This is a genomic window from Lachnoclostridium sp. MSJ-17 (genome assembly GCF_018918205.1).
Lineage (GTDB): Bacteria > Bacillota > Clostridia > Oscillospirales > Acutalibacteraceae > Ruminococcoides.
Genome location: NZ_JAHLQB010000009.1, coordinates 1 through 11,294, shown reverse-complemented (window position 1 = coordinate 11,294; position 11,294 = coordinate 1). Strand labels below are relative to the sequence as shown.

The following is an 11,294-nucleotide window of genomic DNA, read 5'->3' as shown; positions in this document are numbered from 1 at the left end:
GAGCCTTGATCGGAACGCCCGCGTCCATGAGAGCGAGGGTCGAGCCGCAGACAGAGCCCTGAGAGGTTGAGCCGTTCGAGGAAAGAACCTCGGAAACGAGTCTGAGCGAATACGGGAAATCCTCAACGGAGGGAATTACGGGAAGCAAAGCTCTTTCAGCGAGGGCGCCGTGGCCGATTTCACGTCTGCCGGGGCCGCGGCTGGGCTTTGTCTCGCCAACTGAGTAGCTCGGGAAGTTGTAGTGATGGATATATCTCTTTTCGGTTTCGCCGTCGATTCCGTCGAGGAGCTGCTTGTCGCCGACAGTGCCGAGTGTGGCTACGGTGAGAACCTGAGTCTGACCTCTGGTGAACATACCAGAGCCGTGAACTCTGGGAAGTACGCCTACCTCGCTTGCGAGAGGACGGATATCGTTCATGCCTCTGCCGTCAACGCGCTTCTGCTCGTCGAGGAGCCAGCGGCGGACGATGAACTTCTGGGTCTTGTACAGACACTCGTCAATAAGAGCCTCCTGCTCGGGATAGATCTCGTCGAACTTCTCGTGTACAGCCTCATAAATGGGCTTGAGACGCTCGTCGCGGACGGTCTTGTCGTCTGTATCGAGGGCGATTTTTACGTCCTCCTCGGCGAATGCCTTTACAGCCTCGAACATATCGTGATCGGGCTCAAGGCTGACAAACTCAAACTTAGGCTTGCCGATTTCGTTCTTGATATCATTGATAAAGCTGATGATCTTCTGGTTAGCCTCGTGACCGAACATGATAGCGTTGTACATTTCATCGTCGGTAACGCAGTCAGCGCCGGCTTCGATCATGGCGATTCTCTCGCTTGTGGAAGCGACGGTGGTGGACATGCGGGAAACCTTTCTCTGCTCCTCATTGGGGTTGATGACATACTCGCCGTCAACCATGCCGACGGAACATCCTGAAATGGGACCGTTCCACGGAACGTCGGAGATAGAGATAGCAATCGACGCGCCTATCATAGCTACGATTTCGGGCTGGCAGTCGGGGTCAACGCTCATAACGGTGCAGACGATTGAAACGTCGTTGCGCATGCTCTTGTCAAAAAGAGGACGGATAGGACGGTCGATAACGCGGCTTGTGAGGATAGCATGCTCCGAGGGTCTGCCCTCTCTCTTGAGATACGAGCCGGGAATTCTGCCGACGGAGTAGAGTTTTTCCTCGTAATCGACTGAGAGCGGGAAGAAATCCACGCCCTCTCTGGGCTTGGGAGAAGCGGTGACCGCACAGTGAACTACGGTGTCGCCGTAGGTTACGAGACACGCGCCGTTAGCGAGCTGGGTCATCTTGCCTGTTTCGACCTTGAGGGGTCTGCCCGCGAACTCGGTTTCGAAAACGCGGTACTTGTCAAATGTCATAAAGCTGTTCATTCTAAAATCCTTTCTGAAATAATTTCCAACGGGATTTTACACTGCTTTAGCAATAATATAAACCCGCCGCAATCAGTGGACTTATATTACCGCTAAAAAAAGTATAGAAATCCCGTTATTTGAATGTAGGGCAAACGGGTAAAACCCGCTTGCCCTTTTTGCTGCAAACTTACTTACGGATGCCGAGTCTTGAAATGATAGAACGGTATCTCTCGATGTCAACCTTCTTGAGGTAGCCGAGAAGACTTCTTCTCTGACCAACCATCATCAGAAGGCCGCGTCTGCTGTGGTGATCCTTCTTGTGGATCTTGAGGTGCTCGGTGAGGTCGTTGATTCTTCTTGTAAGAAGTGCGATCTGAACCTCGGGAGAACCTGTGTCGCCCTCGTGGAGAGCGTACTCAGCCATGATAGCCTGCTTTTCTTCTTTAAGCATGTGTATTCCACCTTTTAAATATATTTGTCACCAGCGTCTCAGAAGAAGGCTGTGAAATTCCGCTTTGCGGCTTAACCCTAAATCCGTGGCGCAGGTCAACTTCATTATTGTAACATAAAAATCGGCGGTTGTAAAGACAAAAATTATTTTTTTTCGCCGCCGTCCGGCTTGTTAACGGACTTGCTAATTATTTTGTTCACACCCCTGAGAGCCTTCTGACGCTCGTTAGGGTCTGCGTCTCTGAGAGATAGCAGCAGCGCACGCTCGTCACCCGTGGCGTACATAAAGCAGTCGCCGACGTTTTTGAGCGGTCTGCCGTCGTAAAACAAGGTGTTAACGTCGATTTCCAAAGCGTCAACGATAGCGAGAATCATACCGACGCTCGGCTCGCATACACCCGTCTCGTATTTGGTATAGGTAGTGCGGTTTATCCCGAGAATCTCAGCGAGCTGTTTCTGCGTATAGCCCATGCGCTTGCGGTACTTGATAAGATTAGCGCTGAAATAATCAGTTGAGCAGTTATCTGACCTCTTTGACATACTTTCCACCCCATTTGATTATATTATAAACCATTTCAGAGACGGCTTCCACAATTGTGAAAACATTTCACAAAAATTTTTGAAAAATTAATTTAAAATTCATCTTGAAATTTATTATGAAGTGGTGTATAATAGATATGTTTTGAACGCTAATGTGGCGCAGCCGGTAGCGCAACTGATTCGTAATCAGTAGGTCAGGGGTTCGAATCCCCTCATTAGCTCCATAAATAGGCGATGCAGTCTAAAGACTGTGTCGCCTATTTATTTTACCCGTGCGGTTGAGGGGATTCGAAGGCGAGCGTTAAGCGCGTCAGCTGCTTTTGCATCTGCTGATTGAATCGCGTGTGTATTCAACATCTTTGCCGCTGCAACTTTGTTTATTATTGGCTTCAAAAGCATAATTACAGCGCCGTAAGCCCCCCCAAATTGCAAATATTATGATGAAGCAATATCCCATGTACTAAAGGGAAAAGTCCCATACACGCCAAATATAGGCACGTATGGGAACTGTTACTTTATATTTTCTTTAATCTTTAGGGATTCTCTGTACTGTTCGGCAGGAGCAAAACGTGTAAATTCAACGGTTTTATCAAAATTCTTCTTGACCTCGGCTTCTATCTCGTCAAGCGTAACATTGAAAAATTCACGGCGCGTATTGACCATATTAAGTTTACGACTCTCAAAAGCCCTGTGCAATGCCGCTTCGAGCGCCGGTGCATCATCTGAAAATATCATTGCATGAACATCAAAGTTAAACGGTACAGAGGCTACGCTGAGCTCATAAATACGATCCATAGGTTCTAATCGTCTTGTCATGCCTATTTTGTAAATGTTTTCACCAAAAGAACCTATATTTGAAATAACATATACGTATCCTGCCCTGACATTTGCTTCACGATAATCAATAATCTTCATGGATTTATCAATGTCTACGAGTTTATTGACAATCTCCTGCCGTTTTTCAAGCAATATTTCTGCATTGGCTTTATTGGCTGTGGCGAGCTGATTGTCAATAGCATTTAAGGCATTTTGATAATGAGTACGTTCTTTTTGGATTTTCTTTCGCGCTTCCTTTATTTCCTCTTGCAGCTTCGCTTCCTCGCGCAGGCGTGCCCGGATTTCCTTTTGCTCTTCTTTTTCCATTTGTTTCTTTTGCCGGTATTCAAGAGCAAGGCAGAGCTCTTCACGCTTCAAAGAAAAATATTGATTTGTAATTGCGACGCCCATGATCCTGCCTAATTTTGAAATAGCTTCACAGGATTTTACCATACGTTTGTTTGCTAAATCAAAATTATTGTATTTTACTTTATCGATGAGTTCATCGCACTCGGAATTAAAGGCTCTCAGGAGTAGCTTTTGCATATCCTTAACCATTCGCTTACCTTCGGATATGTTGCCGTTGACCATCCAGTTACTGTATCCGGTTACAGCTTGCCCCTGTTTAATAAATTGCTTTTGCTGTTCAGTGATTATTGTAAAGTTTATACGTTGCTGTTGTCGCGTTCCATTGCCTCGTCAATAGCGCGGTTAATAAAGCCGTTCAGACTTTCGCCGTGTTGTTCGGCATGAGCTTTAAGCGTCTCTTTTCGTCCTTTTTTTACTTGAAGAGCAATGCGGTCATATGCTTTCGCATTATACTTGTTTTTTGCGCGAGTCTGGGCGGTTCCATGTGAATCTGCCATTTAAACACCCCCTACAGGCACGGATAATTCATACAGCTCATGCGGAGCAATATCCTGCCCGTCTTCCCATTCTACGGTAGTTCCGCAGGGGTGAACAGTGTTAAATGTATCAACATCTGCTAATTCGCCGTACCAATCGCCTGTGATATACGGCTTTACGTCAAAAATTTTGCGTTCTCCTGTAGCATATTCCACCAAAAGCCTGTAATCAGGCAGCGGCAAAACTTTTGTTACCTTTGGCTGCAGCATTTTATCAGCTCCTTAATAAAAAAATATGCGCAGATTGCCCACACGATTGTGCGGGCTTCTTTGCATTATTGAAGTGGCGGGATTTTGAAAAACTTCTGACCTTCCGAAAGCAATTGCCAGTTTGCTTCCAGATCTTCACGATGAATTTCCATCCATGCGTCAATCAGTTTGAGCTTATTTTTAGGAAATTTATCACTATCCTCAAGAATATCCCCATCAAGCGCAATCACAATTTCTTTACCTTGATATTCAGCGTGAATGTGTGGTTTGTGATGCTTGCCGCCTTTCTCGTTATACATTCTAATAATGATACCGTAAAAAATACATATAGCAGGCATTTTATCATCCCCTTTCTATAATATATTATATCATATTCAGATTACGTGTGCAAGTATAATATTATACAAATATACGTGTGCAAGTTTGGCTAAAATGTCAGTTGAAATATACGTACACAAGTAGTATAATAGAGATAGAGCAAAGGAAGGGAGCTGCTCACAATGACCGACAGATATACAAGACACTCAAAGGTTATGACCATCGCGAACCGCCTTGTAAAACAGGGATATAACCGGGCTAACGCCGTGTCAAAAGCCCGGGCACTTGTGAAGATGCCCCAACTGCTCACCAAGGTCAGCGGCGTAACATTCGGTAAAAGGCAGACAGCTATAGAATACCTAACCCACTACCGCCCGCAGGACGTCAGAATAAGCCTGTGTCGCGATAAAAACAACACTGCCGATAAGAAATGCCGTTGCAGTAATCGCAAGCGTACGCGGCAAAGGAGCCTTTGTGATGGACTATGTTCCAAAAGCTGAGGAAAGGCAATGAACCCTTCAAGCGAGAAGAAACTTAACGCAACATCGAACACACCTCATTAGCTCCAAGCAAAAACCGCATGGGAAAGCCATTTTTGAGCAATTCCATGCGGTTTGTTTTTTTATATTCACATTTACAAGTTTTGCGATATAATCCCCCGGGCAACGGCAGAAGCGTATAGATGATTTCCTGACAAGATCGAAATAACAGTTACTCCGAATCCTAATACCTTACCCTGAACTTCTTTTCCTTAGATTCCGTAGGGATTTGTGTGCGGCTGATGTCTCTTATTTCTATGTAACGGCTGTTCTGCAGAGTCAGCAGCACCTGCTCGATTTGGGTGCGTGAGCCCTGCAGCTCCATGCTTACCGAACCGTCGTACTCATTTCTGACCCAGCCCGTCGCTCCGTACTCGTTTGCGGCGAACTGCGAGACGTAGCGGAAGCCTACGCCCTGTACCCTGCCCCTGAAAACGAAATGGCAGCGAATAATTTCGTCGTGGTTCATATGATTACCTCCTTGGAGTTGGCAGCCTGACTTCTCAATCGCCAACCAACAAACTACCTACTTAATAATATACCAAAAAAGCGTAATTTTGTCCATACAATTTATAAAAATCAGCAAAATGTCATTGCCTTTTTCGGAAATTTATATTATAATATGTAATAGATTGTATAAAGAGGGGTCATTTATGGAAAAACTGTCTGATAAAGGAGGCAACTCTCTCGATTCTCCTCACTTGTCACTGCTCGCTGCTTGGGCTCTCGCATTCGGATGTTCTGTCGGCTGGGGCGCTTTCGTTATGCCCGGCACCGTCTTTTTACCGAATGCGGGAAGTCTCGGCTCGTTTATCGGCGGTGTGTCGCTGTTTATGCCATTTCTCGGAAGGACGGCTATCGGATGGATCGTCGACGTAACGACTATAGGCGCATCGATTGTGTACGCCTACATCTCAATTTGCTCCGTCGCTGTAGGCAAACATGAGAAAAACAGGCGCATGATGGTTCCGGGCCTGCTCGGTACGGCGGTTTCCGTCGTATTTCTCGCCTTCTACCTTCTGCCCTCGTTCTTTTCGGGTAAAAGCCCCCTCGCTGCGGAGTCGTTCCTGATACTTATCATCTGGTGCGTGCTCGGCATAGGCGTGTTCAGAGTGCTTTTGGAACGCGACAAGACGCGCAGCTTCGGCAAAAGCGAGGTCGTGTGGGTAATTCTGATATTCCTCATTCTCCTGCTTTCGGTCGTGTGGATATTCCAGACGACTGTCGGCGAAGCGGCGAGTATTGCTCGAGACATTACAAACATGCAGTCTAATCAGGCTGTGAAGGCGGGGCTTTCGCCGGACAACAGCTATGTAGCCGAATCGGGTGAATATATAACCCAGAGGATCACGTCCTTCGGGGAGCTTGTCAGGTCGAACGTGCTGGTTCAGGCTCTGCTTATCGTTGTAACCGTCGCAGTGGTGTTCAGTATTTTCTCTGTAATCAAAAAGCGTGAAAGGGTCATTGAAGCGGAAAGGCTCCTCGCCGAGGAGAACAGCATGGCGAAAAGCGTGTTCCTGTCGAACATGAGCCACGACCTGCGCACACCTATGAACGCCGTGACAGGTTACACTGCCATAGCGCTCAAGGAGGAGAATCTGCCCGATAACATTCGTGATTATCTTCTGAAAATACAAAGCAGCGGAAACCACTTGCTCTCACTTATCAACGATATTCTCGATATGAGCCGTATCGAAAGCGGAAAGGTCGAGCTGAATATCGAGCCTGCGGACATTTGTGCCCTCGTCGATGAAGCAAAAAGCATGTTCGCGGTGCAGGCGTCGGATAAAAAACTGAGGCTGAGCGCGTCTTGTGTCAATATAGAAAACAGGTACGTGCTCTGCGATAAGATAAGGCTCAACAGGATACTGCTAAACCTGATTTCAAACGCCGTCAAGTATACCCTTGAGGGAGGAAGCGTAGACATTGAGCTCAGACAGACTGAAGGCGGTGACAAGGCGTCGTTTGTGCTCACCGTCGCCGATACGGGTATAGGTATGAGCGAGGAGTTTTGCAGGCACGTTTTTGAAGCCTACGAGAGAGAAAGAAGCCGCACCGTCGAAGGCATTCAGGGTACGGGTCTCGGCATGGCAATCACAAAGAGTCTCACAGAGCTCATGGGCGGCACGATCGAGGTCGAGAGCGAGGAAGGCAAAGGCAGCACATTTACCGTTATACTGAGCTTTCCCGTTGCCAATGAGGACGAGATAAAAGAGCTCACTCAGGATACCGAGGAGATCAGGGAAACAAGCGGCGGCATGATACTCGTCGTCGACGATAACCCGATAAACCGCGAGATAGCGGGAATTATACTCACGTCCTCGGGCTTTGAGTGCGAGTTCGCGCAGAACGGCCAGGAAGCGCTTGACGCTGCTATTAACCATGACGCAGGCTACTTCGGAGCTGTGCTGATGGACATAGGAATGCCGCTGCTAAACGGCTATGACGCGACAAGGGAAATCAGGAAGCTCGGCGGAAAAAATCCGAGGTGCCGGTCATTGCCTGCACAGCAAATACATTCGAGCAGGACAAACGCGATGCGGCGGAAGCTGGCATGAATGACCATTTGGCAAAGCCGTTCAAGCCGGATGCTCTTGTTGAAATAATTAGGAAGTATGTGTAGGGGTAGACGGAGATAATTATGGAAAAGTTTATTGAATCAACCGAAATAAGACGGAAGGTGCTTGTCACCGACGACGAGGTCATTAACCGTGAGATGCTCAAGATGATACTCTCGCGCGACTATGATGTCGACTGTGCCTGCAACGGCGAGGAAGCGCTTAATATGCTCAGGCAGGGCTCCTATTCCCTGCTGCTGCTCGATTTGCTCATGCCCGTGCTCGACGGTTTTGGGGTGATTGAGCGGTGTGCTCACGATGAACAGCTCAAAAATGTGCCGATCATCGTTATGACCTCGGAGAAATCAGCCGAGGTAAAGAGCATCAGAATGGGCGCCGCGGATTTCATTACAGAGCCCTATGACATGCCCGAGGTTATTCTCGCACGGTGCGATAGGATCATTACCCTCAGTGAGAGCCGCACGATAATTAGCTCCACTGAGCGCGACGATCTGACCAACCTCTATACACGCGGATATTTCTTTGCGTACATAAACAGAATGCTTCCGAATATCGAGTGCAATATGGACGCCGTTGTCATTAATCTCGACCGTTTCCACCTTGTAAACGAGCTTTTCGGCAGACCCGAGGGCGACCGCATGCTAAGGGAAACCGCCGGGCTGATATCGGAACGGCTTGTTGGCGACAAAGGTATCGCATGCAGAACCGAGGCAGACTCGTTCTATGTGTTCTGTGTTCACAGGGATAACTACGAGGAAGCTCTTGTTGATATACAAAGGGAGATCGAAGCCCGCACAGGCGCTAAAAGCGTGAGAATCAGAGCCGGAGTTTACAAGAATATCGAATGCGGACAGGACGTTGAGAGCTGCTACAGACGCGCGAAAACCGCCTGTGACAGACTCAGAGGAGGGTTCGGCGCTCATACAGAGGTTTACGACAACGATATGCATGAGAAGGAGCTGTTTGACGAGCGGCTCATCTCTGACTTTTCCCGATCACTTGAAAACGGCGAGTTCAAGGTTTATTTCCAGCCGAAGTACAACATCGAAAGCGATGTCCCCAAACTGTCGAGCGCCGAGGCTCTGGTGAGGTGGACTCACCCGGAGTTTGGATTCATCAGCCCCGGACAGTTCATCCCGCTCTTTGAGAAAAACGGTCTGATCAGGCAGCTCGACGAATTTGTGTGGGACAAGGCGGCAGCTCAGGTAAAGCAGTGGCAGGACGAAATGGAGTTTACGCTGCCCGTCTCAGTAAACGTTTCAAGGGTAGACGCCTTTGACCCTCTGCTCAGTCAGAAGCTCACGGGCATTATCGACAGACACGGCATAACCCGTGACTCCCTGCTGCTCGAAATCACCGAATCCGCCTGCAGTGAGGACAGCGCGAGGTTTGTTGAAATCGTAAACGATCTCAGAGAAAAGGGATTTAAAATCGAAATGGACGACTTTGGCTCGGGATACTCGTCGCTTAATATGCTTACCTCCATTCCTATCGACGCCATTAAGCTCGACATGTATTTTATCAGGAACATGCTGACCGACGAGACGGCGTTCAGGCTCGTAAAGCTCGTTGTTGACGTTTCGGACTTTCTTGGTGTGCCTGTAGTCGCAGAGGGCGTTGAAAAACAGGAACAGCTCACCGTGCTCAAGGCTATGGGCTGCGAGGTCATTCAGGGCTACTACTTCTCGCCGCCTAAGCCGCCCGAAAACATCACGGCGCTTATAGAAAAGGAGATTTATGATGAAAGACATAGATAAGCTCAAACAGTTCGGAGCATACACCGACGAGGGTCTTTCGCGCTGCTTCGGAAACACGGATTTTTATTTGAAGCTCGTCGACATGGCGCTTGCCGATCCGAATTTCGACAAGCTGCAAAGCTCGCTTTCAAATGAGGATTATTCAGCCGCCTTTGAAGCCGCTCACGCGCTCAAGGGTGTGCTCGGGAACCTCTCCCTCACTCCCATGTACAACCTCGCGAGTGATATGTGCGAGCAGCTCAGACCGAGACAGAAGGTCGACTGCACAGCTCAGGCTCAAAGATTGATTGACCTAAAAAAGGAGCTTGAAACGCTGTAAGAGCCGTCACTAGAATGACCGTTTTTGTTTATTTTGGGGAAAATGCCGCGAAATGGGCGAAAAAGCTTGCTATTTTGCGGTATTTGAGGTATTATAAGGGCGATAAGGAAAATTTTTATTTCTTTGGAGGTTTTTATGAAAAGAACATTGATTTCAATCACCGCTGCCGCTTTGGCATTGAGCTCCGTACTCGCTTTCACGGGCTGCGGCAAGAGTGAACAGTCACAGGCAGAAACCGCGACGACCGCCGCCGAGGTTACAACAGCCGCTCAGGCGCAGGGAGTTATTCCCGAAAGCGACGTTGTTTTCAATTACAACGGCGCAAAGGTCGAGCTGAATACTCCCATTGACGATATGCTCACTGCTATCGGTCAGGCTAACGAAGTAAGCTCACAGCTGAGCTGCCACGGCGAAGGCGAGGACAAGACCTACTCCTACAACGGCTTTGTCGTCAACTCATATCCCCTCGACGGCAAGGATTACGTTATGGAGGTCGTTGTAAGCGAAGCCGGCATTCCCACATCGAAGGGCGTAGCTGTCGGCGACCCCGTTTCAAAGGTCACCGAAGCTTACGGCAACAATTACAAGGCTGTCGGCGTGTACTATTCCTACGACGCAGGCAACAAGAAGTCGCTGCAGTTCCTCATTGAGAACGACACAGTCTCTGAAATCGACTATTTCTATACTGTTTAATAGCTAACCTCGCAGGGGCGTTTTCCGTCCCTGCTTTTTTTCAAAGGATACAAGCATGAAGAAGAACGCTCTCCGTCTTATAAAAATTATATGCCTTGCGCTTGCCTTTGCTCTTACCGTCGGGGTATTGCAGCAGCTTGTTCTTGTCCGCGCAGACCACAACAAGCAGAGAATCAACGGTTTTTACGAGGAAGAAAAGGATTCGCTCGACGTTGTTTTTCTCGGCGCAAGCGAGGTTTACTCTGACTTCTCCCCTTGCCACGCCTACAATTATGCCGGTGTGACGAGCTACCTTTTCGCGACGCAGGCGAATTCTATTCTCAGCTACAAGAGCGCGCTCAAAAATATCCTCGAACGCCAGAAGAACGCTCTGGTAGTCATCGAATTGAACGGCGCCGTCAACGATGAAGCGGAGACCGTAAAGGACGCGAATCTTCATAACTACGCTGACAATGTGCCGCTCGATATGAACAAGGTCGAGTGGGTCATGCAGGACGGCATCGAAAACAAGTCGGAGTATGTGCTGCCTATCATCAAATACCACAGTCTGTGGAGCGGCAACGAAGAAAGCGAAAAGTACATGGAAACCGTGGCGAATGACCAAAGGCGCGGCTACTGCCTGTTAAAGGGCATTCTCAATGAGACCGCTGTTTTTAAGAGTCCGCAGAAGTCAATGAATCCGTATTTGCAGAAGCTGGCTAACGGAGAGGGCGTCCCTCGCAATAACATCAAAGCGACACTGGATTCCGCTCAGAAGCAGCAGTTAAATGAAAAGATTCAGGACAAAGCTAAA

General features: G+C 48.3%; 14 protein-coding genes, 1 tRNA gene and 1 pseudogene. 8 read left to right on the top strand and 8 right to left on the bottom strand.

Annotated features, from left to right (window positions below; all coding sequences use genetic code 11):
• The 3 genes from KQI64_RS00310 to KQI64_RS00300 form a co-directional block, all read right to left on the bottom strand.
• Positions 1-1,393, bottom strand: a 1,393-nt coding sequence (locus KQI64_RS00310) for a polyribonucleotide nucleotidyltransferase (RefSeq protein ID WP_216522789.1), incomplete at its 3' end; no start/stop codon positions are given.
• Positions 1,394-1,562: 169 nt separating this feature from the next.
• The gene (gene rpsO, locus KQI64_RS00305; protein WP_253289126.1) at positions 1,563-1,826 is read right to left on the bottom strand and encodes a 30S ribosomal protein S15; all 264 of its coding nucleotides are present in this window, start codon (positions 1,824-1,826) and stop codon (positions 1,563-1,565) included.
• Between the two features lie 143 nt (positions 1,827-1,969).
• Positions 1,970-2,365 (bottom strand): helix-turn-helix transcriptional regulator, encoded by a 396-nt coding sequence (locus tag KQI64_RS00300; RefSeq protein WP_216522788.1) that lies wholly within the window; start codon positions 2,363-2,365, stop codon positions 1,970-1,972.
• 148 nt (positions 2,366-2,513) lie between these two features.
• Between KQI64_RS00300 and KQI64_RS00295 the strand changes: the two genes are divergently transcribed.
• Positions 2,514-2,589: transfer RNA gene (locus KQI64_RS00295), tRNA-Thr, on the top strand.
• A 286-nt stretch (positions 2,590-2,875) separates the two neighbouring features.
• Here the strand turns inward: KQI64_RS00295 and KQI64_RS00290 are convergent.
• The 4 genes from KQI64_RS00290 to KQI64_RS00275 form a co-directional block, all read right to left on the bottom strand.
• Positions 2,876-3,739 (bottom strand): DUF4041 domain-containing protein, encoded by an 864-nt coding sequence (locus KQI64_RS00290; RefSeq protein WP_253289125.1) that lies wholly within the window; start codon positions 3,737-3,739, stop codon positions 2,876-2,878.
• 107 nt (positions 3,740-3,846) lie between these two features.
• On the bottom strand, positions 3,847-4,047 hold the full coding sequence (locus KQI64_RS00285; RefSeq protein ID WP_216522786.1) for a hypothetical protein: 201 nt from the start codon (positions 4,045-4,047) through the stop codon (positions 3,847-3,849).
• Complete coding sequence (locus KQI64_RS00280) at positions 4,048-4,296, bottom strand: DUF2442 domain-containing protein (RefSeq protein WP_216522785.1); 249 nt, start codon at positions 4,294-4,296, stop codon at positions 4,048-4,050.
• Positions 4,297-4,361: 65 nt separating this feature from the next.
• Positions 4,362-4,634 carry a DUF4160 domain-containing protein gene (locus KQI64_RS00275; RefSeq protein WP_216522784.1) on the bottom strand — a complete coding sequence of 91 codons (273 nt, stop codon included), beginning with the start codon at positions 4,632-4,634 and terminating at the stop codon, positions 4,362-4,364.
• A 162-nt stretch (positions 4,635-4,796) separates the two neighbouring features.
• Between KQI64_RS00275 and KQI64_RS00270 the strand changes: the two genes are divergently transcribed.
• Positions 4,797-5,114, top strand: coding sequence for a hypothetical protein (locus tag KQI64_RS00270; protein WP_216522783.1), 318 nt, complete (start codon positions 4,797-4,799; stop codon positions 5,112-5,114).
• A 223-nt stretch (positions 5,115-5,337) separates the two neighbouring features.
• On the opposite strand, the gene KQI64_RS00265 is transcribed toward KQI64_RS00270, so the two are convergent.
• Complete coding sequence (locus KQI64_RS00265; protein ID WP_216522782.1) at positions 5,338-5,622, bottom strand: acylphosphatase; 285 nt, start codon at positions 5,620-5,622, stop codon at positions 5,338-5,340.
• Between the two features lie 118 nt (positions 5,623-5,740).
• Between KQI64_RS00265 and KQI64_RS00260 the strand changes: the two are divergent.
• From KQI64_RS00260 to KQI64_RS00240, 6 genes and pseudogenes are all read left to right on the top strand, one after another.
• Positions 5,741-7,621, top strand: a pseudogene (locus KQI64_RS00260) (ATP-binding protein); the annotation flags it as partial.
• A 20-nt stretch (positions 7,622-7,641) separates the two neighbouring features.
• Complete coding sequence (locus tag KQI64_RS10710; RefSeq protein WP_442911896.1) at positions 7,642-7,776, top strand: response regulator; 135 nt, start codon at positions 7,642-7,644, stop codon at positions 7,774-7,776.
• An 18-nt stretch (positions 7,777-7,794) separates the two neighbouring features.
• Complete coding sequence (locus KQI64_RS00255) at positions 7,795-9,489, top strand: two-component system response regulator (protein WP_216522780.1); 1,695 nt, start codon at positions 7,795-7,797, stop codon at positions 9,487-9,489.
• The gene (locus tag KQI64_RS00250; protein WP_253289124.1) at positions 9,473-9,808 is read left to right on the top strand and encodes an Hpt domain-containing protein; all 336 of its coding nucleotides are present in this window, start codon (positions 9,473-9,475) and stop codon (positions 9,806-9,808) included. Before KQI64_RS00255 ends, KQI64_RS00250 begins: the two co-directional genes overlap by 17 nt.
• Before the next feature lie 135 nt (positions 9,809-9,943).
• Positions 9,944-10,501, top strand: a complete 558-nt coding sequence (locus KQI64_RS00245) for a hypothetical protein (RefSeq protein ID WP_216522778.1) — start codon at positions 9,944-9,946, stop codon at positions 10,499-10,501.
• A gap of 55 nt (positions 10,502-10,556) precedes the next feature.
• On the top strand, positions 10,557-11,294 hold a 738-nt coding region (locus tag KQI64_RS00240; protein ID WP_330622892.1), incomplete at its 3' end, for a hypothetical protein.

Excerpts from the sequence above, each read along its gene's own strand:
- KQI64_RS00275 (WP_216522784.1), bottom strand. The coding sequence starts at position 4,634 with ATGCCTGCTATATGTATTTTTTACGGTATCATTATTAGAATGTATAAC.
- rpsO (WP_253289126.1), bottom strand. The coding sequence starts at position 1,826 with ATGCTTAAAGAAGAAAAGCAGGCTATCATGGCTGAGTACGCTCTCCAC.
- KQI64_RS00280 (WP_216522785.1), bottom strand. The coding sequence starts at position 4,296 with ATGCTGCAGCCAAAGGTAACAAAAGTTTTGCCGCTGCCTGATTACAGG.
- KQI64_RS00300 (WP_216522788.1), bottom strand. The coding sequence starts at position 2,365 with ATGTCAAAGAGGTCAGATAACTGCTCAACTGATTATTTCAGCGCTAAT.
- KQI64_RS00245 (WP_216522778.1), top strand. The coding sequence starts at position 9,944 with ATGAAAAGAACATTGATTTCAATCACCGCTGCCGCTTTGGCATTGAGC.
- KQI64_RS00285 (WP_216522786.1), bottom strand. The coding sequence starts at position 4,047 with ATGGCAGATTCACATGGAACCGCCCAGACTCGCGCAAAAAACAAGTAT.
- KQI64_RS00270 (WP_216522783.1), top strand. The coding sequence starts at position 4,797 with ATGACCGACAGATATACAAGACACTCAAAGGTTATGACCATCGCGAAC.
- KQI64_RS00255 (WP_216522780.1), top strand. The coding sequence starts at position 7,795 with ATGGAAAAGTTTATTGAATCAACCGAAATAAGACGGAAGGTGCTTGTC.
- KQI64_RS00290 (WP_253289125.1), bottom strand. The coding sequence starts at position 3,739 with ATGGTTAAGGATATGCAAAAGCTACTCCTGAGAGCCTTTAATTCCGAG.
- KQI64_RS00250 (WP_253289124.1), top strand. The coding sequence starts at position 9,473 with ATGAAAGACATAGATAAGCTCAAACAGTTCGGAGCATACACCGACGAG.
- KQI64_RS00265 (WP_216522782.1), bottom strand. The coding sequence starts at position 5,622 with ATGAACCACGACGAAATTATTCGCTGCCATTTCGTTTTCAGGGGCAGG.